Annotated in this window: 16 protein-coding genes, 7 tRNA genes and 3 rRNA genes; 2 read left to right on the top strand and 24 right to left on the bottom strand. The window is 42.9% G+C overall.

The window, feature by feature from the left end; translation table 11 throughout:
* Nucleotides 1-39: 39 nt before the first annotated feature.
* From L0Z67_RS07115 to L0Z67_RS07080, 8 genes are all read right to left on the bottom strand, one after another.
* Nucleotides 40-1,458 carry a sigma-54-dependent Fis family transcriptional regulator gene (locus L0Z67_RS07115; RefSeq protein ID WP_062568844.1) on the bottom strand — a complete coding sequence of 473 codons (1,419 nt, stop codon included), beginning with the start codon at nucleotides 1,456-1,458 and terminating at the stop codon, nucleotides 40-42.
* Nucleotides 1,459-1,573: 115 nt separating this feature from the next.
* Nucleotides 1,574-2,131: a DUF1439 domain-containing protein gene (locus L0Z67_RS07110; RefSeq protein ID WP_405128624.1), complete on the bottom strand. Its 558-nt coding sequence runs from the start codon at nucleotides 2,129-2,131 to the stop codon at nucleotides 1,574-1,576.
* 47 nt (nucleotides 2,132-2,178) lie between these two features.
* On the bottom strand, nucleotides 2,179-4,860 hold the full coding sequence (locus tag L0Z67_RS07105; RefSeq protein ID WP_405128623.1) for a DUF349 domain-containing protein: 2,682 nt from the start codon (nucleotides 4,858-4,860) through the stop codon (nucleotides 2,179-2,181).
* Nucleotides 4,850-5,131 carry a YeaC family protein gene (locus L0Z67_RS07100; protein WP_062568841.1) on the bottom strand — a complete coding sequence of 94 codons (282 nt, stop codon included), beginning with the start codon at nucleotides 5,129-5,131 and terminating at the stop codon, nucleotides 4,850-4,852. Before L0Z67_RS07100 ends, L0Z67_RS07105 begins: the two co-directional genes overlap by 11 nt.
* A 1-nt stretch (nucleotide 5,132) precedes the next feature.
* Nucleotides 5,133-5,459, bottom strand: a complete 327-nt coding sequence (locus tag L0Z67_RS07095) for a hypothetical protein (protein WP_062569391.1) — start codon at nucleotides 5,457-5,459, stop codon at nucleotides 5,133-5,135.
* A 142-nt stretch (nucleotides 5,460-5,601) separates the two neighbouring features.
* Nucleotides 5,602-7,104 carry a sodium:alanine symporter family protein gene (locus L0Z67_RS07090; protein ID WP_062568840.1) on the bottom strand — a complete coding sequence of 501 codons (1,503 nt, stop codon included), beginning with the start codon at nucleotides 7,102-7,104 and terminating at the stop codon, nucleotides 5,602-5,604.
* Between the two features lie 286 nt (nucleotides 7,105-7,390).
* On the bottom strand, nucleotides 7,391-8,521 hold the full coding sequence (locus tag L0Z67_RS07085) for a M14-type cytosolic carboxypeptidase (RefSeq protein WP_405128622.1): 1,131 nt from the start codon (nucleotides 8,519-8,521) through the stop codon (nucleotides 7,391-7,393).
* A gap of 201 nt (nucleotides 8,522-8,722) precedes the next feature.
* The gene (locus tag L0Z67_RS07080; RefSeq protein ID WP_062568838.1) at nucleotides 8,723-10,165 is read right to left on the bottom strand and encodes a glyceraldehyde-3-phosphate dehydrogenase; all 1,443 of its coding nucleotides are present in this window, start codon (nucleotides 10,163-10,165) and stop codon (nucleotides 8,723-8,725) included.
* Between the two features lie 173 nt (nucleotides 10,166-10,338).
* Here L0Z67_RS07080 and L0Z67_RS07075 point away from each other — a divergent pair, with 173 nt between their 5' ends.
* Nucleotides 10,339-11,139, top strand: a complete 801-nt coding sequence (locus L0Z67_RS07075; protein WP_062568837.1) for a DUF2989 domain-containing protein — start codon at nucleotides 10,339-10,341, stop codon at nucleotides 11,137-11,139.
* A gap of 42 nt (nucleotides 11,140-11,181) precedes the next feature.
* On the opposite strand, the gene ihfA is transcribed toward L0Z67_RS07075, so the two are convergent.
* From ihfA to L0Z67_RS07035, 8 genes are all read right to left on the bottom strand, one after another.
* A complete protein-coding gene (gene ihfA / locus L0Z67_RS07070; RefSeq protein WP_036969033.1) occupies nucleotides 11,182-11,481 on the bottom strand; it encodes an integration host factor subunit alpha in 300 nt (99 codons plus the stop codon).
* Nucleotides 11,482-11,483: 2 nt separating this feature from the next.
* Nucleotides 11,484-13,871, bottom strand: coding sequence for a phenylalanine--tRNA ligase subunit beta (gene pheT / locus L0Z67_RS07065; protein ID WP_405128621.1), 2,388 nt, complete (start codon nucleotides 13,869-13,871; stop codon nucleotides 11,484-11,486).
* Nucleotides 13,872-13,886: 15 nt separating this feature from the next.
* Entirely contained in the window at nucleotides 13,887-14,867 is a 981-nt protein-coding gene (pheS, locus tag L0Z67_RS07060) for a phenylalanine--tRNA ligase subunit alpha (RefSeq protein ID WP_062568835.1), read from the bottom strand.
* Between the two features lie 76 nt (nucleotides 14,868-14,943).
* Nucleotides 14,944-15,654 (bottom strand): DnaA regulatory inactivator Hda, encoded by a 711-nt coding sequence (gene hda / locus L0Z67_RS07055; protein ID WP_193988946.1) that lies wholly within the window; start codon nucleotides 15,652-15,654, stop codon nucleotides 14,944-14,946.
* A complete protein-coding gene (locus tag L0Z67_RS07050; RefSeq protein ID WP_062568834.1) occupies nucleotides 15,654-16,709 on the bottom strand; it encodes a DUF2066 domain-containing protein in 1,056 nt (351 codons plus the stop codon). Before L0Z67_RS07050 ends, hda begins: the two co-directional genes overlap by 1 nt.
* Nucleotides 16,710-17,401: 692 nt before the next feature.
* Nucleotides 17,402-17,516 (bottom strand): 5S ribosomal RNA (gene rrf / locus L0Z67_RS07045).
* Nucleotides 17,517-17,637: 121 nt separating this feature from the next.
* Nucleotides 17,638-20,522 (bottom strand): 23S ribosomal RNA (locus L0Z67_RS07040).
* A 279-nt stretch (nucleotides 20,523-20,801) separates the two neighbouring features.
* A 16S ribosomal RNA gene (locus L0Z67_RS07035) occupies nucleotides 20,802-22,342 on the bottom strand.
* The 16S, 23S and 5S rRNA genes sit together here, the layout of an rRNA operon.
* 550 nt (nucleotides 22,343-22,892) lie before the next feature.
* Here L0Z67_RS07035 and L0Z67_RS07030 point away from each other — a divergent pair.
* Nucleotides 22,893-24,311, top strand: coding sequence for an alanine/glycine:cation symporter family protein (locus L0Z67_RS07030; protein WP_405128620.1), 1,419 nt, complete (start codon nucleotides 22,893-22,895; stop codon nucleotides 24,309-24,311).
* Between the two features lie 194 nt (nucleotides 24,312-24,505).
* On the opposite strand, the gene L0Z67_RS07025 is transcribed toward L0Z67_RS07030, so the two are convergent.
* The 8 genes from L0Z67_RS07025 to L0Z67_RS06990 form a co-directional block, all read right to left on the bottom strand.
* Complete coding sequence (locus L0Z67_RS07025) at nucleotides 24,506-24,775, bottom strand: hypothetical protein (RefSeq protein WP_237127604.1); 270 nt, start codon at nucleotides 24,773-24,775, stop codon at nucleotides 24,506-24,508.
* Nucleotides 24,776-24,920: 145 nt separating this feature from the next.
* Nucleotides 24,921-25,007, bottom strand: a tRNA-Leu gene (locus tag L0Z67_RS07020).
* A 35-nt stretch (nucleotides 25,008-25,042) separates the two neighbouring features.
* Nucleotides 25,043-25,116, bottom strand: a tRNA-Cys gene (locus L0Z67_RS07015).
* An 18-nt stretch (nucleotides 25,117-25,134) separates the two neighbouring features.
* A tRNA-Gly gene (locus L0Z67_RS07010) sits at nucleotides 25,135-25,210 on the bottom strand.
* Nucleotides 25,211-25,417: 207 nt separating this feature from the next.
* Nucleotides 25,418-25,504: transfer RNA gene (locus tag L0Z67_RS07005), tRNA-Leu, on the bottom strand.
* Between the two features lie 39 nt (nucleotides 25,505-25,543).
* Nucleotides 25,544-25,619 (bottom strand) — tRNA-Gly (locus L0Z67_RS07000).
* 69 nt (nucleotides 25,620-25,688) lie between these two features.
* Nucleotides 25,689-25,775 (bottom strand) — tRNA-Leu (locus L0Z67_RS06995).
* Nucleotides 25,776-25,809: 34 nt separating this feature from the next.
* A tRNA-Cys gene (locus tag L0Z67_RS06990) sits at nucleotides 25,810-25,883 on the bottom strand.
* Nucleotides 25,884-25,895: the final 12 nt, after the last annotated feature.

The raw sequence follows: 25,895 nt of genomic DNA, 5'->3' as shown, positions 1-25,895 counted from the left end.
TAGGGCATTTAAAACCGCGAAATATCACGAACAACCGCGTTATTTCGCGAAATTACGTTTTATAGCCAGCTTTTTCATTTTTGATCTAAGAGTACTTTCGGGTAAACCAAGCAAAGTAGCAGCGCCATTTTCACCTGATATTTGGCCGTTACACCGCTTTAGTACCTCGCAAATATGCTGCTTTTGTACAGCAGCAAGCGAGACAACTTGCTCATTTGTTTGCTCGTTATTCAAAGGTGCAGAGAGTTGTAGCAAAGCTTGTTTTGATAAAATAGCTTCACGCTCGAGGATATTTTGTAGCTCACGAATATTGCCAGGCCAATCATAATTAGCCAACTTAGTGAGCGTTGCTTTGCTAAGCCCCTTTAGCTGTTTACCTAAGCGCTTGTTAAGCTGAGTGATTATGTTTGCCGCGAGAAGTGGAATGTCTTCTTTGCGCTCACGCAGCGCAGGAACACGAATAGGAAACACATTTAAGCGATAATACAAGTCCATTCGAAAGCTGCCCTGCTCAACCATTTGCCATAAGTTTCGATTAGTTGCGGCTAATACTCGGATATCGACTTTTAAGGTTTGGCTACCACCCACGCGCTCAAACTCTTGCTCTTGTAGCACGCGCAGTAACTTACTTTGCGCTTCTAATGGCAGCTCTGCCACTTCATCTAAAAATAGCGTGCCTTTATCAGCCAGTTCAAAACGCCCTTTTCTGCGCTCATTAGCACCTGTAAACGCCCCTTTCTCATGACCGAATAACTCTGATTCTATTAAATTTGCAGAAAACGCTGCGCAATTTACTTTAATAAATGGCTGCTCAGCGCGGCTACTTAAACGGTGTAGGTTTCTTGCCACCAGCTCTTTACCGGTGCCATTTTCACCTAAAATCAAAACCGTACTGTTCGTTTGACTCACTAGGGTTATTTGCTCAAGCATACTTTGAAACGAATGACTTTGCCCGACTAAACCCGACCCCTGCCAGTCTTCATTTAATTCAGAAATAAGATAGGCATTCTCAGCTTGTAATTGCTCAGATAAGTGCTGAACTTGGGCTAGAGCATCGCGCAATGCAACTTCAGTTTGTTGCTGTTTTGAGACATCGCGAAAAATCGCGACAGCACCAATCAAGGCGCCATTTTTGTAAACAGGTGTTGAAGTATATTCAACGGCAAAATAGCTACCATCTTTACGCCAGAATACCTCATCATTTACATGGCGGTGTTTACCATCAAACATGGTACAGTATATTTGGCATTCATCTGCAGGGTATGGTGAGCCATCTTTACGAGTATGGTGATGATATTGGTGAATTTTTTTACCTAGAAGTTCTTCTGCTTTCCAGCCAGTCATACGCTCAGCAGCTGGATTGACGAATACTGCATTACCCGATAAATCAAAGCCGTAGATGCCTTCACCTACAGCATTTAATAAAAGAGTTGGATCATTTAAAAATTCTTTAATCATAGCAAAATATCTATTCGCGAAATATCACGAGACATTATCGCAACGAATAATCATTTAAACAAGCTATGAAAAAAGCCAAAAGAGCACTATAAAAATGCTCTTACTAATTAAAAAGTTACATCGCAGGAACTAAGCGGATTTCCCCTTGTGCTACTTGCAGATCGAGTGGCAACTTACTAAGTAAAGCTATTTTCGGGTCACTCGTATTAAGCTTGTAAATAGGATTGACCGCTAAAAACCCATTAATTACTTGCATGGCTTGATCATCAAGTAAACTTAAGTTCCCTTTAAAACCAGCGGTATCTACATAGGTATCTAACAATTTTACATTACGTAAAAACACGGCTTTTTTCTCACTGTCATAAAAAGGGCTACCTTCTATTTGCAGCTTTAGCCGTACTGGGTATTTAAGTGCAAACGCATTAACAACAGCGCTTGAATCGGCACCTAACACAATAACATCACGTTTTTCGGGACCGACATTGACACTTAAATCGTTAACTGCAAATTCTACAGGTAAGCCCATTAATTTTATTTGTTCTTTAAATTTTGGTAGTTGGTTTGATAAAGCCGCTTCAATTTCTGAATTCGTGAATGAATAAACCGAAATGCCTTGCTCTGTGCTTTTACATGCCCCTAACAATAAGCAAGTTAAAAATAGTAAAATTCTCATAGTCTTCCCCGAAAAAAGCCGCTAGTAAGCGGCTTCATAAATAGTCGTTATTGTGCAAATATTGCTTTAAGCCTTGCTAGTGTGTCAGGTGAAACTGAACCTCCACTGACCGCTAAAAGCTGTTTTAAATAGTAATAAATATCTGCTTGCTCTCCACGGTGCTTATCATCAAGCATTGCTACTTGCTCTGTCATGCGTAGCTGACTATCGGCAGATTCTACACCAGCTAAAATTTCAATACGTGTTAGCAATTGCTGCGCGTTTAATACTGTTGTCAATGGCGTTTGGAACTGAGTAGGGATATCAGTATCGTCCTCAAGCGCTGTAAATAAAGCATCGAGCTTAGATTGCTCTGCTTGTTTACTCATTTGCGCTGTTTTTGCATTAATTGCCGCCTCTAACCGAGTAACACGAGTTGATAACGCTTTCGAATAATCAAGCCCTGCAAGCTTAGCAGCTAAGTCTTTAAGCTGAGCAAGATGTACCACTGTTTCAAGTGCAGATTCAAGCTCAGTTAACAGCTCTGCGACAACTTCGTCATTTTGTTGCTGCACTTGCTTTTGCTGTTCAAACTCAGCACTGCGCTTGGCAAATGTTTCGTCATTAACACGTCTAAATTGCTGCCATAAAGTGTTTTCTGCTTTCATTCCTGCAAAGCCAATCGTTTGCCAAGTTTGTTGAAGTGCTTTGAGCTCTTGGCACGCTGATGCTAAATCATCGCTTTGAGATAACTGTGTTGCTTGCTCTACCAGCGCTGCTTTTTGCTCAGCATTTACTTTATGAAACGCCACTAGCTGAGCTTGCACTTGTGACTGCGCCGCTTTGAATTGTGCTTGCAACTCACGATACGTTTTAGGGTCAACATTACCAGCAGAACGCCATGCTTTAGCAATCCGATTAAATTTACTTTCAAACTGCTTCCAATCAAACTCATCAGACTGAGTATCCTGCTCATTTAGCTGTTGCATTTGCGTGATAATATCAACACGCTGTGATTTGGCTTGCTCACGTTGTTGCTCTTGCTCAGCGAAATATTCACGACACGGCGCAAACAGTAACTCTACTAGCTGATCAAATTGTTCACCTTGGCGTTTCTCTTCTTCTGTATCAAGACGCCCTAACTCATTCCAACGTCGACGTAACTGTTTAACTTGCTCTGCACGCTGTTTAGGGTCAGTACATTCTGTTGCCGCTAATTCACTTACTTCTTTAAGTAGTGCTTCACGCTTTGGCGCAGATGCGTATTTTTGCCAATCTTTCGCTTCCGCTAATTGTGATTCAAGGTCAGATTTAAGTGAATCAAGTGGTTGCCTATATGACTCGGTGAGTGTGTCATATAGCTCTTCAAAGCCTTTAAAAACACCAAACGCAATATTAAAACGGCCTTGTTCAATCAAACGTTTAACATCTCGTGCTTTTCTCTTAGCTGCTTGCTGGTTTTTAGCAAGTTTAGTCGCAAGTGGCGCCATCGCTTCTTGCCACATGTTGACACGTTCTGTTAGTGCCGCATTTAAACTACCTTGTAATCGCGTAGGGATCTTAGACAATTTTTGACGAGCAATTTTTTGCTCTGTTTTAAACTCTCGCTGCAGCTCATCAAACAGTGCTTCATCACCACTTGGTTCAATCGCAGATAAGGTTTCAAACGCTTTTTTGTATTCAGCTATCGAAGTAACAAGTGTTGGTAATTGCTCTACCTGCTCAAACAAATTCTCTAAGCGTTTTTTAACATCTCGAACATTTTGGTTATCAGTTAGTTTTGTCTCAGTAAGTGCCTCTTTTGCTTGTGCAACTTTCGCCTCTAGCCAATCTTGTTGGATTTGTTCAGGCTCTTCCATCCCAAGCTGTAGAGCATTCTCAATTTCTTCTGATAACGCTTCAAGTGTTGCCAGTGCAAGTACTTGACGTTGCTGCTCCAATAATAATTGTTGAGCAATTTCATATTCATTACGAAGCGAAGCCAGGTGAACATCTAACTTTTGAGTGATCGCTATGTATTTTTTATCAAGCGCTTTAACTTGTTCTTCATTCAACCACTTAAGTTCAATCGCTTGCCATTGCTGTAACAAATCAGCATGTTGTTGAGATACCAGTTGAAAATCAGTTTTATCACGTAATGCATTCAGTTTCGCCAACACAACGCGTGTATCTGCCTCCACCTTAGCCGGCATTTCAATAGCTAAACGCTCATTTTCAAGGTGGGTGTTTAGCTGCTGCTGAGCTTGTCCTTTAGCATGCTTTAATAATGGTTTAGCCAATTGATGATTGATTACCAACTCAACAAGCTGAGCTTGTAATTCTTCGCTGCCTTCTTTAAATGCTTTATCAATCAAGTTAGCATTGGCTAAACGCTTTAATAATTTAACCCGAACCTGAATTTCTTTTTCTGCAAATGCTAACTTCTCAAGTGTTTTAACTGGTGCATAACGCTCGATAAATTCATTTTTAATATTGGCATCTAATTGGCCATCTGTGCTTAAAACAGCTTGATTGATATGGTGCTCTGCTAGCTCTTTCAGAGCTTGATCTTGCTTATAAACCTGCCACCATAAAACAATATCATTCACTTTATTCAAGGCTTTTTTACGGATTTCAGCAGAACTGTCTTCAAGTGCAATACTGTTTAAGATATTAGCATCACGTTCTCTATCAAGGCGCTCAACGGCTGCCAAACGAATTTGGTTTTTAGGGTGCTTCCATTTTGGAGTAAACAGGTGTTTAAAGATCATTTTCACTAAACCTAGCTATTTCATTTTCTGATGCGAATTCTTTTTGCAATTGAGCTTTGCTCTTTTGCACCATTTCACCATTTTCACCAATGGTAAATTGCTCATTGGTTTGCGAAACTTTAGCTTGGTAAAGCATCACGAGCTGAACGGTTTGTTGTTTTTGCTCTTCAGTTAATGGCGTGCCATCAGGCCACTTGCCTGTTGAGGCGCCGTACTGGAGACGCTCAAATACGTCTGGGGTGATATTTTTAACTATCTGATCAATATTCATGTTACTTTTTCTTTTTCAAAACTACTAAATAGATGCGGCTTACGATATACCAAACAAAACCTACAGCCATTGCCGCTGCATAGGCATACCACTCAAAAGACTTTGCTTCGGGGTGCATAAAGTAATAACAAAAAAAGCCCCCTAAAAATAAAATCAGCGCGAGGAAAGAGTGATTCATAAACTTTTGTTGTTTACGAATGCGCGTTTCTTTTTGCATTTGTTGCATTTGTTCATTGCTAAGATCGGTAACTTGGCATTCACAATGCGGACATTGCTTATGTTTATCAGATATTGATTTTGCACACTGCGGGCAACTAATAATCGCCATATCTTTCTCCATACTACGCATAAAAAAGGCGCCTTTAGGCGCCCTTTATTGTACTCGTTTTATGAGCCGATGTCTTATTTGAATTTCATTCAATTATGAAGATTCGAAAACTACAATCATCAAACTCGTCTAAAAATACATTTTATTCTTTTTCTTTAGCCTTTTGTGCTAAACGCTTTTCCCAGAAGATCGCATTTTTGATGCCTAACTTAACTGGATCAAAGGTAATTTCACCACCCGCTTTCTTTTGATCTTCATAATCACGTAAACAGTTAAGTGCAGGTTTTGCGACAAAGAAGATAGCTAAAATACCAACAATATTAATCCAAGCCATTAAGCCAACACCAATATCACCAATAGCCCAAATATAGCCAGAGTTATTTACCATACCGTAAGCAACCATGAACATGATAACCACTTTAACAACAACTAACGGAATGCTACCTTTAAAGTAACGATTTAAATACGCTACATTGGTTTCTGCAATATAGTAATAAGCAAGGATTGTAGTAAACGCGAAGAAGAACAACGCAATACCAACAAATGCTTCACCAAAGCCGCCAAATACGCTAAATAGTGCCATTTGGGTAAAGGCTGCTGAACCTACTTCCGTTGCTGCATCAACGTTTTGCACTATGAATTGACCTGCAGGTAACTCACCCACAATATTATACTGCTTAGTGATAAGGATCATTAACGCTGTTGCAGTACACACAAAGATTGTGTCCACGTAAACAGAAAATGCTTGCACTAAGCCCTGTTGAGCTGGGTGATCAACTTCTGCGGCAGATGCTGCATGAGGGCCTGTACCTTGACCTGCTTCGTTTGAGTAAATCCCACGCTTTACACCCCAACCAATTGCCGCACCAAAGCCAGCTTGAGCTGTGAATGCATCAGATAAAATCATTGAAAAAATACCCGGTACTTTATCCAAATTTATAAATACTACGATTAGGGCTAGTACGATGTAACCTAATGCCATAAATGGCACTACAATTTGTGTGAAGTTAGCAATACGCTTAATACCGCCGAAGATAATAAACGCAAGCACGATTAGGATGATAGCCAGCGCCACTAATTTGAAGCTACCCACTTCGCCAAAGCTGGTGCTAACCAGTGTACCTTCACCAAATACTTGCGTAAATGCATTACCTACCGCATTTGCTTGTACGCCAGGTAAAAATACGCCACAGGCAACAATGGCTGATACAGCAAATAATACAGCTAACCATTTTTGCTTTAAGCAACGGTCAAAATAATACGCTGGACCGCCTCGATATTGACCATCTTCTTCAGATTTATAAATTTGCCCAAGGGTAGACTCTGCATAGGCTGTACTTGCTCCTAAAAATGCCACCACCCACATCCAGAAAATAGCACCAGGTCCACCAAAGCCAATTGCCGCAGCAACCCCAGCAATATTACCCACACCAACACGGCCAGATAATGAAACAGCTAGCGCCTGGAATGATGAAATACCGGTATCTGAGTTATTGGAGCTTAGCAATAACTTACACATTTCTTTGAAATGTCTAACTTGAGCGAAACGGGTTAGAACGGAATAAAATAGACCTGCACCTAGACATAAATAAATGAGTGCATTACTCCAGATTATGTCATTGACGGCACTTACAAGAGCTTCCATGGATATCCTCTATGATGATATTTTTTATTGTTAGTTACGATACTCTGCGTGAGCTTGTGAGAATACGCGACATATATGTGTGAGAAATATTAATAAAACTTAATAACGTCTCAGCGAAACGTATTGAATATTAACTTAAACACCCCATCTTTGTTAACAGTTAATTTTCAAAATGACGTGTACGTGACATTAATTAACATTCATTGTGCCATTCGTAAGCATCGCTGAAACTCTTATCACTAGATACAATTACGGGCATCAGTTTTGCTGATGCCCGTAATGTGCGTTATCTTAGTTTATCGACCACGTTCACGATGGCCGCTAACGTATCTTGACCAAATTGATACGAACGGCGGTCTGACCAACCGTAATCAGGATCTGGTAAATCATCGTTATCTTTAAATGGCATCTCTACCGTATACGCTAATGCATTAAATTCATGGGCAACAGCCGAAGAACCTACCGTTAAGTTAGCCTGGCCCGGCTCATCTTTTGGATAACCATGCTCGTCTTGGAACTCTGGCGTCACAGTTAAAAGCGCGGCTTTAAAGCTATCTTCTAACTCTTTTAAGCGATCATCGTAGCCTGGGATACCTTCACTACCGGCAACAAAGTTATAAGGGATCGCTTCGTCACCATGAATATCCAAGTGCATATCAAGGCCCGTTTCGCGCATCTTGTTTAGCACCAAGAATACTTCTGGGCTATTTTCCATGCTCGGTGTTTGCCACTCACGGTTTAAGTTAACGCCTTTCGCGTTTGTACGAAGGTGACCACGCACACTGCCATCAGGGTTCATGTTCGGCACGATATAAAATACTGCTTTAGACAAAAGTGCTGCAGCATGTGGGTCTTCATCGTCAAGTAGTTTATGAAGTAAACCTTCAACATACCACTCAGCCATTGTTTCACCTGGGTGTTGGCGTGCAGTGACCCAAATGATCTTTTTATCATCACTTGGGATACCCACACGCAATACACTCATGTCGCGACCATCAAGTGTTTCACCTAACGTTTCTAGTTCACATGCATGCTGGCTTTTTTGTGCCCATGCAAGTAAATCTAAGTGACGGTCATAGCTATATGGGGCAAAGTAAGCAAAGTACATGCTGCCACATTCAGGTTCAACTTCAAAAGATAGCGTGCCATCGGCATACTCAGAAGGAACACGGAACCACGTTTGACGGTCGTATGATGCAACAGCGTGATAACCTTCCCAGCCATCAGGATACGCTGAGTTTTTTAGGTTATTTATGTGTAATTTATGGTTTTGAAACGGTGTTGTTTCAAGACGAAAGTGAAACCACTGGAAAAAATCAGACTGATTGTCTTTATTAATTTCTAATTGAATATTCAGTGGATCAACGGCTTCAATAACCTTGATATTACCACTGTCAAAATTGCTGGTGATTTTCATTCTATAAACCTATTGGTTAAAAATAATTCTTAGCTATTCGCTTGTTAGTTAAGAATTAAGTCAACGCTCTTGTGTAGAACGTTTTGTTAGTAATATGATGTAGACGTAGCACAGCCTATCACATGCAGAAAATTTGCAAACACTTTCACGACTAAAAAAGCCAGCATAATGCTGGCTTCTAGATTCTTTAATATTTAGCTATTAACGAGGTAAGCTTGGGAAAGTTACTTCAGCCATGTCACGCATACAACGTACAACCTGACAGCTATAACCAAACTCATTATCGTACCAAACGTAAAGCACAACACGGTTGTCATCTACGATTGTTGCTTGTGAGTCAACAACACCTGCGTAACGGCTACCCACTAAGTCTGTAGAGACGATTTCAGTTGAGGCTGTGTAATCGATTTGGTCACGAAGATCAGAGTAAAGTGCTGTTTCACGTAAGAACGCATTGAGTTCTTCAACAGTTGTACCTTTTTCAAGGTTTAAGTTCAAGATAGCCATTGATACGTTTGGTGTAGGAACACGGATTGCATTACCAGTTAGTTTACCTTCAAGCTCAGGTAACGCTTTAGAAACCGCTTTTGCAGCACCCGTTGACGTGATAACCATGTTAAGTGCAGCAGCACGACCACGACGCTCAGCTTTGTGGTAGTTATCAATTAAGTTTTGGTCATTTGTGTATGAGTGAACAGTTTCAACGTGACCGTTCTTGATACCAAACTTATCGTTAAGCGCTTTTAATGTCGGTGTAATAGCATTAGTAGTACAACTTGCTGCACACACAATTTTATCTTCAGGTTTGATATCTTGGTTGTTTACACCGTATACGATGTTTTTAATATTGCCTTTAGCAGGTGCAGTTAATAATACTTTTGCAGCGCCTTTCGCTTCTAAATGCTGACCAAGGCCGGCTTCGTCTTTCCAGATACCTGTGTTATCAACAACAAGTGCATTGTCGATGCCGTAAGCTGTGTAATCAACTTCGCTTGGTGAGTTAGCGTAGATAACTTGGATGTAACTACCGTTAGCTTTAATTGCATTACGCTCTTTATCAATGGTGATAGAGCCATTGAATGGACCGTGAATAGAGTCACGACGCAGTAAGCTTGCGCGCTTTTCTAGGTCGCCGTCTTTACCGCCACGTACGACGATCGCACGTAAACGTAAATCAGCATAAGGGCCTGATTTCTCAATTAATAGACGCGCTAATAAACGACCGATACGACCGAAGCCATATAACACAACATCACGCGGCTCTTTACGCTCTGCATTAGCGATTTCTGCCAACTCGTCAGTTAGGTACTCTTCAACTGAACGACCTTTAGCTGCATCATTAAATAAATAACCATACGCTAGTTTACCAATATCGATACGTGCTGAGTTTAAGTCCATTTTGCTAATCGCTTCAAGAAATGGGAAGCTTTCACGTAAACGTAGTTTTGTACCTTCAAACTGAGCAACGGTCTTATGTGCTTTGATGATATCGATTGTACTGGCATTAACGAGAGGACGGCCATATACAGCAATTTCGATACCACGACTACGGTAAAGCTTACCAATAATTGGTTGCATGCTTTCTGCGTAGTCTTGACGTTCTTGCCAGCTGCTTGTGTATTCTAACTCGTGAGATGAGGTCATTTTTTTTACCTAATTAAACAATTTTGAACGGATAGCCATAAAAATGCACTGTGATTTGAGAGCAGCACATTTCTGGCAGGAGTATTCTAATTTAAACTCAGATGATTCTCCACTGTTACAGATCAATTCATTGCGCTAGAATAAAGTAGTATTTATTAACTTGAGGTTAAGGAATGTTATTAAGAGCAAGCCTGCTGCTTGGTTTATTGGCATTAACTGGGTGTGAAGATCCGCTAACACTGGCCAAAGTGTGTGAAGAAACCCCTGGCTTTTGTAGTGATCTAAATAAAGATAGCCACTGTAAAGAGCAACGCAAAGACGTCATCATGCAACGTTATATTGAATATAAGTCGCCTACCGATGAAAATAAGTATCAGCTTTTAAAAGGCTTTGAAAAGTATGACCAATGCGTGTCGTTAGCCGCAAAGATTGAGCATATAAAACTTAAAGAAAAAACAACCTCACGCGTTGAAGGCCACTTGACGAGCATTAAGGAAATGACCCGTATCTTCCAGGATACTAAAGATACCAAACACCCAGGCCTTCTTTACTATCACTGGTCACGCAATAATGACCAATCGGCGTTAACCAAGTTGCTTGCTTTAGAAAATGATAAAAGTGTCACTGAAAATGCTGAAATGCAATTTTTCCTTGCCAGTTATTATGTAAAGTTTGATGATGAAAAAACCATCGACTTGCTTTACAAAACACTAGAACTCAATAAAGCAGACGAAACCCCAAATTCTGAGATCTACCCAACTTTAGTCAGCTTGTTTTATAAACATGAGAAATACAAACACGCATATACTTTCGCACGGGTTGCACAGTTATCTGGCTACGAAAATGTTGATATTTTACCAATCGAACATAAGTTAACAGCCTCAGGTAAGAGCCTAGATAGCTTAGATGATTTAGCACAACAAACCTACGACAGTATCCAAGCAGGTAAGTTTGTGTCCCCTCGTGACTTTTAAACTGCAAAAAGAAATAAAAAAGGCAGCTAACGCTGCCTTTTTTCATTTTGATTTGCTTGTGCCAACTTCAACGCGAGTTTTTAACTTCTGACCGGGTCTAAAAGTTACTACTCGGCGTGCCGAAATAGGGATATCTTCGCCTGTTTTCGGATTACGGCCTGGACGTTCTTTCTTATCTCGAAGATCAAAGTTACCAAATCCAGAGAGCTTAACCTGCTCACCTTTTTCTAGCGCTGAGCGGATTTCTTCAAAAAACGCTTCAACTAAATCTTTGGCATCTTTCTTATTAATCCCGAGTTTTTCAAATAGGTGTTCAGCTATGTCGGCTTTAGTAAGCGCCATATCTAGTCCCTCAACGATGCGTTAAATTGTTCGGCCAGTGCGGCCACCACATTATCAACTACCTGATTGATATCTTTCTCTTCGAGCGTTCTATCAACCGCTTGTAGTGTTAGAGCAATCGCCAAACTCTTATAATTTGGCTCAATACCTTTGCCCTTATACACATCGAATAAGTTTAGGTCAACCAATTGATTTCCGCCAACTTTTTCTATGACATTTAAAATATCGCCAGATTTTACGTGATCTTCCACTAAAATCGCGATATCACGGCGGTTTGACGGGAATTTCGACACAGCCACAGCTTCTGGTAATTTTCTTTTTTCTAATGCAGACATTTCGATTTCAAACACAAATGCTGTGTTATTGATATCTAGTGACTTTTGCACTTGTGGGTGCACTGCACCAAAGAAGCCTACTTTTTTACCATTAACATAAATAACGGCTGATTGGCCTGGGTGTAAGCCATCAGACTGCTCTGCTTTTATCTCAAAACGTGATGAATCGTTGCTAATCGCTAAAAGTGCTTCAACATCACCTTTTAAATCATAAAAATCAACGCTACGTTTTTCTTGAACCCAATGTTCACCGTGAGCAAGACCAGAGATAACACCTCCGATCACAGCAACTTGGTTTACACCATTCTCAGCATTCTCGTCGCGTAAGAATTTTAAACCATGCTCAAATAAACGTACACGGGGTTGCTGACGGTTTTGATTATACACTAATGATGCTAATAAACCCGGCATTAAGCTGACACGCATAGCTGACATTTCAACTGAAATTGGGTGTGGCAATACAAGTGCATCACTTTGCGGGTGTAAAATTGCTTGTGCTTTTGGATCTACGAAGCTGTAGGTAATTGCTTCTTGGTAACCACGTGTAACAAGCGTATTACGGAATTTAGTGACCGCAACATGCGACTCATCATGGTTAGTCATTTTTAACTTAGCAGTTGGTGCAACGTTAGGAATGCTGTTATAGCCGTATACACGCGCAACTTCTTCAATTAAATCTTCTTCAATACGAATATCAAAGCGATAGCTAGGTACGTCAGCGCTCCATACGCCATCAACAATTTTTACGTCTAAACCTAAGCGCGTTAGGATGTCAGTGACTTTTGCATCATCAATGTGGTGGCCAATTACGCGGTCTAAACGCTCACGACGTAAACGCACTTCTGTTACTTTTGGTAATTTGTCAGTTGCGACGGCTTCAACAACAGGGCCTGCTTCGCCGCCAACAATCTCAAGAAGTAATGCTGTCGCACGTTCCATTGCATCTTTTTGCAGCGCAAAATCTACACCACGCTCGTAGCGATGTGATGCATCTGTGTGTAAACCGTAGCTACGTGCTTGACCCGCAATAGCGACAGGGTTAAAGAATGCACTTTCTAATAAAATGTCTGATGTTGCTTCAGTTACACCAGACTTTTCACCACCAAAAATACCCGCGATAGCAAGCGCTTTGTTGTGATCGGCAATCACAAGCGTAGACTCGTTTAGTTTAGCTGTGTTGCCATCTAACAGAACTAACTCTTCACCCACGTTTGCGCTACGTACTTTAATACCACCTTCAATCGCATTTAAATCAAATGCGTGCATTGGGTGACCTAGCTCTAATAACACATAGTTTGTTACATCAACAACAGGATCAATTGAACGAATTCCACTGCGACGTAATTTTTCTACCATCCAAAGTGGTGTTTCTGCATCTAAGTTAATACCTTTGATTACACGGCCTAAATAACGAGGACACGCTTCATCATTGACAAGCTCAATTGATACTTTGTCATCAATCGTTGCAGCAACTGGTGCGATTTCAAGTGTATTCACATCAACACTGTTAAGTACGCCCACCTCACGCGCTAGACCTTTAATACCTAGACAATCACCACGGTTTGGTGTTAAGTCAACATCAATAATGTTGTCATCAAGGCTTAAGTATTCACGTAAGTCAGTGCCGATTGGCGCATCACTTGGTAATTCCATGATGCCATCGCCTTCTTCGCTGATACCTAATTCAACGAATGCGCACAGCATACCGTGTGAAGGTTGACCACGAAGTTTGGCTTTTTTGATTTTGAAGTCGCCAGGTAATACAGCGCCAACAGTCGCAACCGCTACTTTTAAACCTTGGCGACAGTTAGGTGCACCACACACGATATCAAGTAGCTCATCACCACCTACGTTTATTTTCGTTACACGTAATTTATCAGCGTCAGGGTGTTGACCACATTCAACCACTTCACCAACAACAACGCCTGTGAACTCAGCCGCTGCAGGCTCAACACCGTCAACTTCAAGACCAGCCATTGATAACTGTTCCGAAAGAGCCTGTGTGTCGATTGCTGGGTTAACCCACTCTCTTAACCACTTTTCACTAAATTTCATTTTATATCTTCACTCTTAACGGAACTGGTTTAGGAATTTTAAATCGTTTTCGAAAAATGCACGTAAGTCGTTTACGCCGTAACGCAACATAGTCAAGCGCTCAACACCCATACCGAATGCAAAGCCTGTGTATTTTTCTGGATCAATACCCACTGATTTAAGAACGTTAGGGTGAACCATGCCACAGCCTAATACCTCTAACCACTTGCCGTTTTTACCCATAACATCAACCTCAGCTGATGGCTCGGTAAATGGGAAGTAAGAAGGACGGAAACGAATTTCCATGTCTTCTTCAAAGAAGTTACGTAAGAAGTCGTGCAGAATACCTTTTAACTCAGTGAAGCTTACATCTGTATCAACCATTAAACCTTCCACTTGGTGGAACATTGGCGTGTGTGTTTGGTCGTAATCGTTACGATAAACACGACCTGGAGAGATGATACGCAGTGGTGGCTGCTCAGTTTCCATGGTACGGATTTGTACACCACTGGTTTGTGTACGTAACACAAGCTTAGGGTTGAAATAGAAAGTATCGTGATCAGCACGTGCTGGGTGATGCTCAGGAATATTTAGCGCATCGAAGTTATGAAAATCATCTTCAACTTCAGGACCTGATTTAACCGCAAAACCTAGCTCACCAAAAAAGCTTTCAATACGTTCAATAGTACGAGTTACTGGGTGTAAGCCACCTGTTGGCATAACACGACCTGGTAAAGTTACGTCGATTGTTTCTGCCGCTAGTTTCTCTTCAAGAGCCTTACTTGCTAGTAACTCACGCTTTTCGTTAATGGCTGTTTGTACTTCTTGTTTTGCTTGGTTAATCACTTGACCCGCTTCTTTACGCTCTTCAGGAGCAATCTTGCCTAGCGTTTTAAGTAAGTTGGTGATTTCACCTTTTTTACCAAGGTAATTAACCCTGATATCTTCTAATTGCGCGATTTCATTCGCACTGGCTACAGCCTCGAGTGCTTGCGCTAAAATATTTTCTAAGTTCATTGAGTACCTGGTCTTTCACAGAAGGATTTTGTAATAGCTAATGATAACTGAAAGCAAGGACTAGATTCTAGCCCTACTAAAGCTTTAACGTTGATTTTATAAAAGGAATTGTTAATTTTCTTTGCGCAGCCATAGAGGCATGGTCAAGTTTATCTAAAACATCGAGTAGTGCGCGCATATCGCGGCTTAGTCGCGTTAATAAAAAGCGCGCACATTCGTCGGTCAGTTCAAGACCACGCATGTGAGCACGGCGTACAAGTGCTTCAGCTTTGTCATCGTCACTCATTGAGCGTATTTGCAATGTCGTGCCCCATTTCAAACGCGATACAAGATCAGGTAGATTGATATGCAGCATATCAGGTAATAGATCGGCAGTGACAACCAAGTATTTACCTGGCTCGTTAAAGCGATTGAAAAAGTTAAATAAGCCTTTTTCCCACGCATCATTACCAGCCACTAAATGAACGTCATCGATACATAAAACATCAAGAGTCTCCAAGCCATCAAGAACCATAGGCCCGTAATCAATCACCTCTCTCATAGACAGTAACATCGTTGACAAACCACGTTCTTGGGCGTCAATACAGGTTGCGTACAACAAGTGAGACTTTCCAGAATCACCTAAACCACATAAATAAGTATATTGGAATTTACTGCTTAGTTTTGTAAATGCATCTTTAAGATGACTAACCTCAAGAGAATTTTCGCCACCAAAATAAGACGTAAACGTTTCATCATCAGGTAACGTAACCGGCAGTGCCATTTGCATAGGATCTTGCACTAGAATTAAAGCCCCTGCCACTGATATTCAAGTTCATCTTGATTAATGATTTGATAGAAATCTCGAGGGTCCTGATAGGCTTTAAAGGCACTATCAAGTTCTAATGCTTTTCTAAAATCGTTCATACTGCCTGTGTGATTAACATGGAATTGCACCATATCAGGTGTACGTAGCAAAATTTCTACACGGGTAACAACACTCAAAGTTGCTAATCGACGTTTTGCAAGTTCAATATCAACAAAATTATTAATACCCTTTAAATAAAATTTTGCTGATGCAAGTTGGCCAATCGTAGTTGGGTCTATCGCATACTCTAATGCTAAGCCTGAGGCTAAACTATCAACCATATCAGCAACAATCTGTTGCTTATCACCTACCAGCCGATTAGTTTCGAAAAGATCGTCATTTGTAAAACGCCAATCAAGGATCCACGTTTCTGAATCTTGTTGTTGATACATTCTTGCAGTAATACTTCGCTCTGCACTATAACGACTCGACGCACGCTCTACTGGCTCAGAAAAGTTACCCCATACCTCAGGAATACCAACAATTGAGCGGTCTTGTAGATCAAGTAAAGGGACAACGACTGCTAAACCACGCTCACCTGCTTTATCGTAAATTAGCTGTTCAAGTTGCGGGTAGGATTCCTGTGTTACCAGCTCCCGACGCCAGTTATCTTCTATTGCAAGCCAAATAGCGACTAAAGGACGACGCGTGCCCCATAATGGCAAGCCAAGCTCCTTAATCAGCGCATTAATTTTGTTCGCTTCAAACTTAACGACCAGATTTAAACTACCATCTGCTTTTTCGTCGTATTCGAACTTGAGCATGTAATCTGATATGTCACGAGTACGCTGTTTAGCAACAGGATTTTGATCTGCAGTTGTATCACCACTGACCTTTACCAACACATTGAGCAGCGCTTCACGACTGGCAGCTAAGCGAGCATCACGTGATTTATCTGCAACTTTAAGGGTATCTTGATATAGATTAGTCACCTCAACAGCAAAAGTTGAAGCACTCGAAAAAAATAATAATAAACAAATAAGTAATCTAGACACAGGCCATTAGTTCTTGCTTTTAAACTGTTTTGATCCTAAATCAAAGCCATAAACAAAGCAAAGTTAATTTAATGAACGCCAGCTGACAAGTTCGTCGCCACGCTTAGAGAAGTTGTTGCGAGTGTGCCTTAAGAGTCAGAGAAAATAGCGCGCACGATGTAAAATCGCGACCACATACGAAAAAACCCGTTGCATTACTGCAACGGGTTTCTCTAATTAGGAGCCATGGTGCGCTACGCAGTAGGATGTCCTACTTTCACATGGCGAATGCCACACTATGCCTACAAGGATAGAAGTAGTAGGGTCTTGGTTGGGTGTTTTATTTTTCTACAGGCAACAAAAAACCCGACTCTTTCGAATCGGGTTTCTCTAATTAGGAGCCATGGTGCGCTACGCAGTAGGATGTCCTACTTTCACATGGCGAATGCCACACTATGCCTACAAGGATAGAAGTAGTAGGGTCTTGGTTGGGTGTTTTATTTTTCTACAGGCAACAAAAAACCCGACTCTTTCGAATCGGGTTTCTCTAATTAGGAGCCATGGTGCGCTACGCAGTAGGATGTCCTACTTTCACATGGCGAATGCCACACTATGCCTACAAGGATAGAAGTAGTAGGGTCTTGGTTGGGTGTTTTATTTTCTACAGGCAACAAAAAACCCGACTCTTTCGAATCGGGTTTCTCTAATTAGGAGCCTGGCGATGTCCTACTTTCACATGGCAAATGCCACACTATCATCGGCGCTGTTTCGTTTCACTACTGAGTTCGGCATGGGGTCAGGTGGGTCCAAAACGCTATTGTCACCAAGCGTATTCTGTTTGTTAATCGCCTTAGCAATTAACTAAAATTCGGAAATCTGATAATCGTAAATCTACTTTAGTATACTAACTTCTGTCTGTTACGCTGCCACAAAACGCGTTTGGCGTTGTATGGTTAAGCCTCACGGGTAATTAGTACAGGTTAGCTTAATGGCTCACACCACTTCCACACCCTGCCTATCAACGTTGTAGTCTTCAACGGCCCTTCAGAGACTTTAAAAGTCTAGTGAGAACTCATCTCGAGGCCTGCTTCGCGCTTAGATGCTTTCAGCGCTTATCAGTTCCGAACGTAGCTACCGGGCAGTGCCATTGGCATGACAACCCGAACACCAGCGGTTCGTTCACTCCGGTCCTCTCGTACTAGGAGCAACCCCTCTCAATTCTCAAACGCCCACGGCAGATAGGGACCGAACTGTCTCACGACGTTCTAAACCCAGCTCGCGTACCACTTTAAATGGCGAACAGCCATACCCTTGGGACCGACTTCAGCCCCAGGATGTGATGAGCCGACATCGAGGTGCCAAACACCGCCGTCGATATGAACTCTTGGGCGGTATCAGCCTGTTATCCCCGGAGTACCTTTTATCCGTTGAGCGATGGCCCTTCCATTCAGAACCACCGGATCACTATGACCTACTTTCGTACCTGCTCGACGTGTCTGTCTCGCAGTTAAGCTGGCTTCTACCATTACACTAACCGTACGATGTCCGACCGTACTTAGCCAACCTTCGTGCTCCTCCGTTACTCTTTGGGAGGAGACCGCCCCAGTCAAACTACCCACCAGGCACTGTCCGTAATCCCGATCAGGGACCAACGTTAGAACATCAAAACTACAAGGGTGGTATTTCAAGGACGGCTCCACAAAGACTAGCGTCTCTGCTTCAAAGCCTCCCACCTATCCTACACATGTAGGTTCAATGTTCAGTGCCAAGCTGTAGTAAAGGTTCACGGGGTCTTTCCGTCTAGCCGCGGGTACACAGCATCTTCACTGCGATTTCAATTTCACTGAGTCTCGGGTGGAGACAGCGTGGCCATGGTTACACCATTCGTGCAGGTCGGAACTTACCCGACAAGGAATTTCGCTACCTTAGGACCGTTATAGTTACGGCCGCCGTTTACCGGGGCTTCGATCAAGAGCTTCGTCCGAAAACTAACCCCATCAATTAACCTTCCGGCACCGGGCAGGTGTCACACCGTATACGTCATCTTGCGATTTTGCACAGTGCTGTGTTTTTAATAAACAGTCCCAGCCACCTGGTCACTGCGGCTCCCGTCCGCTTAGAGAGCAAGTCTCATCACAGATAGGAGCGTACCTTCTCCCGAAGTTACGGTACGATTTTGCCTAGTTCCTTCACCCGAGTTCTCTCAAGCGCCTTAGTATTCTCTACCTGACCACCTGTGTCGGTTTGGGGTACGATTCGGTATAATCTGAAGCTTAGAGGCTTTTCCTGGAAGTATGGCATCAACAACTTCACACCCTTGGGTGCTCGTCTCGTGTCTCAGTCTTAAGAGTCCGGATTTTCCTAAACTCTCAACCTACTCACTTTCACATGGACAACCAACGCCATGCTTGTTTAGCCTGCTCCGTCCCCCCATCGCAATTATACCAAGTACGGGAATATTAACCCGTTTCCCATCGACTACGCCTTTCGGCCTCGCCTTAGGGGTCGACTTACCCTACCCTGATTAACATGGGATAGGAACCCTTGGTCTTCCGGCGTGCGGGTTTTTCACCCGCATTATCGTTACTCATGTCAGCATTCGCACTTCTGATACCTCCAGCATACCTCCCGGTACACCTTCAACGGCTTACAGAACGCTCCCCTACCACTCAAACAAAGTTTGAATCCGCAGCTTCGGTGCATAGTTTAGCCCCGTTACATCTTCCGCGCAGACCGACTCGACCAGTGAGCTATTACGCTTTCTTTAAAGGATGGCTGCTTCTAAGCCAACCTCCTGGCTGTCTGGGCCTTTCCACATCGTTTCCCACTTAACTATGACTTTGGGACCTTAGCTGGCGGTCTGGGTTGTTTCCCTCTTCACGACGGACGTTAGCACCCGCCGTGTGTCTCCCGGATAGTACTTTACGGTATTCGGAGTTTGCAAAGGGTTGGTAAGTCGGGATGACCCCCTAGCCTTAACAGTGCTCTACCCCCGTAAGTATTCGTCCGAGGCTCTACCTAAATAGATTTCGGGGAGAACCAGCTATCTCCCGGTTTGATTAGCCTTTCACTCCTAGCCACAGGTCATCCCCTAACTTTTCAACGTTAGTGGGTTCGGTCCTCCAGTTGATGTTACTCAACCTTCAACCTGCCCATGGCTAGATCACCGGGTTTCGGGTCTATACCTTGCAACTCAACGCGCAGTTAACGCTCGCTTTCACTACGGCTACCCTAATCGGTTAACCTCGCTACAAAATATAAGTCGCTGACCCATTATACAAAAGGTACGCAGTCACATAACAAGTATGCTCCTACTGCTTGTACGTACACGGTTTCAGGTTCTATTTCACTCCCCTCACAGGGGTTCTTTTCGCCTTTCCCTCACGGTACTGGTTCACTATCGGTCAGTTGGGAGTATTTAGCCTTAGATGATGGTCCACCTATATTCAGTCAAAGTTTCACGTGCTCCGACCTACTCGATTTCACTTAGATTGCATTTTCGTGTACGGGACTATCACCCTGTATCGTCAAACTTTCCAGAATGTTTCACTAACACAAAATAAGCTTAAGGGCTGGTCCGGTTTCGCTCGCCGCTACTTCCGGAATCTCGGTTGATTTCTGTTCCTACGGGTACTTAGATGTTTCAGTTCTCCGCGTTCGCCTCTTACACCTATGTATTCAGTGCAAGATACCTGCAAGCAGGTGGGTTTCCCCATTCGGAAATCCTAGTCTCAAGCGCTTTTTACTAGCTTGACTAGGCTTATCGCAAGTTAATACGTCCTTCATCGCCTCCAACTGCCAAGGCATCCACCGTGTACGCTTAGTCACTTAACCATACAACCCAAACGGGTCTTTGTTAGTGACAGCTGTTAACTTCGCCAGAAGTTAATTCATCAAATAATGATGAGAATACTAAAGTAGATACCAATTAATCATAAATGATTAATGGCATTTTTTTACTTTTGAAAACTCTTTATAGATACGAATATCTATAAGAATTTTAATATCAGCTTTCCAAATTTTTAAAGAGCATATTAATTAGTTAAACCAAGCGGTTTAGCTAACTAACAATCATCTGTGTGGACACTACGAACAAATAAGTTCTAAATCGTATAAGGAGGTGATCCAGCCCCAGGTTCCCCTAGGGCTACCTTGTTACGACTTCACCCCAGTCATGAATCACTCCGTGGTGAACGTCCTCCCGAAGGTTAGACTATCCACTTCTGGAGCAACCCACTCCCATGGTGTGACGGGCGGTGTGTACAAGGCCCGGGAACGTATTCACCGCATCATTCTGATATGCGATTACTAGCGATTCCGACTTCATGGAGTCGAGTTGCAGACTCCAATCCGGACTACGACGCACTTTAAGTGATTCGCTTACCCTCGCAGGTTCGCAGCACTCTGTATGCGCCATTGTAGCACGTGTGTAGCCCTACACGTAAGGGCCATGATGACTTGACGTCGTCCCCACCTTCCTCCGGTTTATCACCGGCAGTCTCCTTAGAGTTCCCGACCGAATCGCTGGCAACTAAGGATAGGGGTTGCGCTCGTTGCGGGACTTAACCCAACATCTCACAACACGAGCTGACGACAGCCATGCAGCACCTGTATCAGCGTTCCCGAAGGCACCAAACCATCTCTGGTAAGTTCGCTGTATGTCAAGTGTAGGTAAGGTTCTTCGCGTTGCATCGAATTAAACCACATGCTCCACCGCTTGTGCGGGCCCCCGTCAATTCATTTGAGTTTTAACCTTGCGGCCGTACTCCCCAGGCGGTCTACTTAATGCGTTAGCTTTGAAAAACAACTCCGAAGAGTCGAGCTTCTAGTAGACATCGTTTACGGCGTGGACTACCAGGGTATCTAATCCTGTTTGCTCCCCACGCTTTCGTACATGAGCGTCAGTGTTGACCCAGGTGGCTGCCTTCGCCATCGGTATTCCTTCAGATCTCTACGCATTTCACCGCTACACCTGAAATTCTACCACCCTCTATCACACTCTAGTTTGCCAGTTCGAAATGCAGTTCCCAGGTTGAGCCCGGGGCTTTCACATCTCGCTTAACAAACCGCCTGCGTACGCTTTACGCCCAGTAATTCCGATTAACGCTCGCACCCTCCGTATTACCGCGGCTGCTGGCACGGAGTTAGCCGGTGCTTCTTCTGTAAGTAACGTCACAGCTAAGTGCTATTAACACTTAACCTTTCCTCCTTACTGAAAGTGCTTTACAACCCGAAGGCCTTCTTCACACACGCGGCATGGCTGCATCAGGCTTGCGCCCATTGTGCAATATTCCCCACTGCTGCCTCCCGTAGGAGTCTGGGCCGTGTCTCAGTCCCAGTGTGGCTGATCATCCTCTCAAACCAGCTAAGGATCGTCGCCTTGGTAAGCCATTACCTTACCAACTAGCTAATCCCACTTGGGCTGATCTTATGGCGTGAGGCCCGAAGGTCCCCCACTTTGGTCCGAAGACATTATGCGGTATTAGCAGTCGTTTCCAACTGTTGTCCCCCACCATAAGGCACATTCCCAAGCATTACTCACCCGTCCGCCGCTCGACGCCAGAGGTGCAAGCACCTCTTCGTTTCCGCTCGACTTGCATGTGTTAGGCCTGCCGCCAGCGTTCAATCTGAGCCATGATCAAACTCTTCAATTAAAAGTTTTTTTGAAACCGAAGTTTCGTGCTCAATGAATTCTGTATAAATTGACTATATAGTCACTCATAAGAAATTGAGACTCTAAATTTGTTTGCGTCATCTAGCGAACTAGACTCTGCTGTTAGAACTCAATCTGTACGAGTGCCCACACAGATGATTGCTTTATATTATTAAAGAACGTTGCGACGTTGTCGCTAGGGATGCGCATAATACATCCTTAATTTTTCGAGTCAACACTTAATTTCAAACTTTCTTTTTAGACCGTTTTAAACCGAAGTTTTACTTAACTCTCTGTCACCTTGTTCAGCGCCTGTCGTTGCTGCCCGCCGTGTCAGTGGATGCGCATTATAGGGAGATGGATTTTTTACGCAAGCACTTTTCGCAGGTTTTTTTGATTATTTTTAAATTAACCAGATACCCACCAAATGCAAACAAGTTACACACAGCAAGCTGTGGATAACGTGAGTTTTTTAACAGAATAACTAAACTCTCCTCTCTTGTTATGGTAAGTTTCGCCGCAGATTCCACTCGCTCACAAGGCAAGAAAAAATGACAGATATTATAAATAGTATAAGTGGCCTTCTCTGGGGCCACATTCTGGTTTACCTATTAATAGCCGCGGGGCTATTTTTTACACTTCGACTTGGCTTTATACAATTCACCCAATTTCCTCATATGGTCAAAGTGATGTTCCAAAGTCGCAAAGGATGTGGTGAAGGTATTTCTTCATTTCAAGCATTTTGTACTTCCCTAGCAGCACGAGTTGGTACGGGTAATATGGCAGGCGTGGCCGTTGCACTTTATTTAGGTGGCGCTGGGGCTATATTTTGGATGTGGTTGATTGCGCTAATAGGAATGGCGACCAGTTTTGCCGAAAGTACACTTGCACAAGCCTATAAAACCGTCGATGAAGAGGGTAACTTTCGAGGTGGCCCTGCTTATTATATGGAATACGGTTTAGGCAAACGCTGGATGGGCGTTATTTTTTCACTTTGCTTAATTTTAGCTTTCGGTCTTGTCTTTAATGCTGTTCAATCAAACTCTATTGCAGCAGCCTTTGAAGTTGCATTTGGAATTCCTAATTATATAGTTGGTATCTCGCTTGTTCTTGGCTCCGGTATCATTATCTTCGGCGGGTTAAGAACAATCTCTCGATTTGCAGAAATGGTTGTTCCATTCATGGCTCTAGCCTACTTCCTCGTAGCTCTTTATGTTTGTATAAGTAACTACAATTTACTACCTGATGTATTTATGCATGTAATAAATAGTGCGTTTGGCATTGAGCAAGCTGGCGCTGGTGCTATTGGTTATGGTGTAATGCAGGCCATGATCCAAGGTATTAAACGTGGTCTGTTTTCTAATGAAGCCGGTATGGGTAGTGCAGCAAACGCCGCAGCGACAGCTACACCCAACCCTCCTCACCCAGCTTCTCAAGGTTACGTACAAATGCTAGGTGTATTTGTTGATACCATCATCATATGTAGCGCGACTGCGGCACTGATTTTATTATCACAACAATTGGTACCTGATTCAGGCGTGACTGGTATTGCATTAACACAAGCAGCACTAGAGGAGCATGTTGGCAGTTGGGGCGCAACTTTTATTGCGGTGGCAATTTTGTTTTTTGCATTTACCTCTATTGTTGCAAATTATTCTTACGCTGAAACTAATTTATTATTCTTAGAACATAATCATGCAGCTGGTATGTTAGTTTTTAGATTACTTGTTCTTGGTATGGTCATGTTTGGTGCACTTGGCGAGTTGCCAATCGTGTGGACTCTTGCGGATATTTCAATGGGGCTAATGGCTATTGTAAATGTAATAGCCCTATTCATGTTGTCTGGCGTCGTCATTTGGTTAGCTAAGGATTACAACACTCAACGCAAAGCGGGTAAGTTACCTACTTTTGATCCTTCGCAAAACAAAAAACTGAATCAGACAATTCCTAAAGGCGCGTGGCGCAAATAATCTAGTTTAATAAGTACTTAATTGGGGAGCGCTTGCGCTCCCTTTTTTGTATTTGCTAACTTTTCAAAGACAGACAATATGAATGTCGTCTGCTGCTCGTTGAGTTTATCTTTAAGTTGATGTGCAAGCTGTTCTTTAATTTGCTCTTTTAATACTTGTTTTTGCTCAAAGGATAATAATGACTGTGTTTGTTGCTAATAAGATTGTACGGCAGTCAGCATATCCATCACTACGTCATTATCAAAGTCGATCAACGCTGTTTTAGCATCACCAATAGCCTGTTCTGATTTATCGAAAACAGTCGAAACTTTTTCAACTAACACATTAACTTCATGAATTTTAAGTACGTCATTAATGTTCGACATATTAATTGCGATAGGAATAAGCACTAATGAAATTGCTAAGCAAACCCCAAACACTGCACCAACCCAAAACTGATTTAAGCCCCGTTTAAATTGCTCCATTATCTTTCCTTGATCCTATTTATTGAATCAGTAGAACTTAAAAAAGACTTAGGAAACTATAGAGCTATTTTGGCAATAAAAAAATAATTAGATGAGATTGTTAAAAGAAATATAAATGAAATAGAAAAGAGGTATTTTATATAAATGGTGCCCGGGGCCGGACTTGAACCGGCACGTCCTTACGAACGAGGGATTTTAAATCCCTTGTGTCTACCAATTCCACCACCCGGGCATCGGGTTGCTCATATGAGCGTGTGGAGTATTATATGGAGGCGGAACCCGGAGTCGAACCGAGGTAGACGGATTTGCAATCCGCTGCATGGCCACTCTGCCATTCCGCCTTATCGCTTCCAAATAATTGGAGCGGCACACGAGGCTCGAACTCGTGACCTCAACCTTGGCAAGGTTGCGCTCTACCAACTGAGCTAGTGCCGCAAATTTTTTTCTGTCAGTATTTCGTCCGTTGGTGCACAACCTTGAGGTTGCAGTAATAACGTTCTGGCAACTGAGCTAGTGCCGCAAATTTTTTTCTGTCAGTATTTCGTCCGTTTGTGCACAACCTTGAGGTTGCGGTAATAACGTTCTGGCAACTGAGCTAGTGCCGCAAATTTTTTCTTCATCCATAAACTATTTAAGTTTAAATGGTGCCCGGGGCCGGACTTGAACCGGCACGTCCTTACGAACGAGGGATTTTAAATCCCTTGTGTCTACCAATTCCACCACCCGGGCATCGGGTTTGCTATTTAAAGCAAGTGGATAAAGCTAATATGGAGCGGCACACGAGGCTCGAACTCGTGACCTCAACCTTGGCAAGGTTGCGCTCTACCAACTGAGCTAGTGCCGCATCATATTAACTCTAAGGTTAAATCTAAAAAATTTTAAAACTACACTTGGTGTTGCAGTTAACCACAAATGGTGCCCGGGGCCGGACTTGAACCGGCACGTCCTTACGAACGAGGGATTTTAAATCCCTTGTGTCTACCAATTCCACCACCCGGGCATCGGGTTGCTCTTAGAGCGCGTGGAGTGTTGAATGGAGGCGGAACCCGGAGTCGAACCGAGGTGGACGGATTTGCAATCCGCTGCATGGCCACTCTGCCATTCCGCCAAGCTAGATAAT

Origin of the sequence: Pseudoalteromonas sp. PB2-1, from assembly GCF_045040605.1 — a bacterium.
GTDB lineage: Bacteria > Pseudomonadota > Gammaproteobacteria > Enterobacterales > Alteromonadaceae > Pseudoalteromonas > Pseudoalteromonas arabiensis.
This window is presented reverse-complemented; position numbering and strand designations above follow the sequence as displayed.

What these genes read in the sequence shown, in the direction of transcription:
- L0Z67_RS07115 (WP_062568844.1), bottom strand. Translation starts at nt 1,458, where the DNA reads ATGATTAAAGAATTTTTAAATGATCCAACTCTTTTATTAAATGCTGTA.
- L0Z67_RS07110 (WP_405128624.1), bottom strand. Translation starts at nt 2,131, where the DNA reads ATGAGAATTTTACTATTTTTAACTTGCTTATTGTTAGGGGCATGTAAA.
- L0Z67_RS07105 (WP_405128623.1), bottom strand. Translation starts at nt 4,860, where the DNA reads ATGATCTTTAAACACCTGTTTACTCCAAAATGGAAGCACCCTAAAAAC.
- L0Z67_RS07100 (WP_062568841.1), bottom strand. Translation starts at nt 5,131, where the DNA reads ATGAATATTGATCAGATAGTTAAAAATATCACCCCAGACGTATTTGAG.
- L0Z67_RS07095 (WP_062569391.1), bottom strand. Translation starts at nt 5,459, where the DNA reads ATGGCGATTATTAGTTGCCCGCAGTGTGCAAAATCAATATCTGATAAA.
- L0Z67_RS07090 (WP_062568840.1), bottom strand. Translation starts at nt 7,104, where the DNA reads ATGGAAGCTCTTGTAAGTGCCGTCAATGACATAATCTGGAGTAATGCA.
- L0Z67_RS07085 (WP_405128622.1), bottom strand. Translation starts at nt 8,521, where the DNA reads ATGAAAATCACCAGCAATTTTGACAGTGGTAATATCAAGGTTATTGAA.
- L0Z67_RS07080 (WP_062568838.1), bottom strand. Translation starts at nt 10,165, where the DNA reads ATGACCTCATCTCACGAGTTAGAATACACAAGCAGCTGGCAAGAACGT.
- L0Z67_RS07075 (WP_062568837.1), top strand. Translation starts at nt 10,339, where the DNA reads ATGTTATTAAGAGCAAGCCTGCTGCTTGGTTTATTGGCATTAACTGGG.
- ihfA (WP_036969033.1), bottom strand. Translation starts at nt 11,481, where the DNA reads ATGGCGCTTACTAAAGCCGACATAGCTGAACACCTATTTGAAAAACTC.
- pheT (WP_405128621.1), bottom strand. Translation starts at nt 13,871, where the DNA reads ATGAAATTTAGTGAAAAGTGGTTAAGAGAGTGGGTTAACCCAGCAATC.
- pheS (WP_062568835.1), bottom strand. Translation starts at nt 14,867, where the DNA reads ATGAACTTAGAAAATATTTTAGCGCAAGCACTCGAGGCTGTAGCCAGT.
- L0Z67_RS07030 (WP_405128620.1), top strand. Translation starts at nt 22,893, where the DNA reads ATGACAGATATTATAAATAGTATAAGTGGCCTTCTCTGGGGCCACATT.
- L0Z67_RS07025 (WP_237127604.1), bottom strand. Translation starts at nt 24,775, where the DNA reads ATGGAGCAATTTAAACGGGGCTTAAATCAGTTTTGGGTTGGTGCAGTG.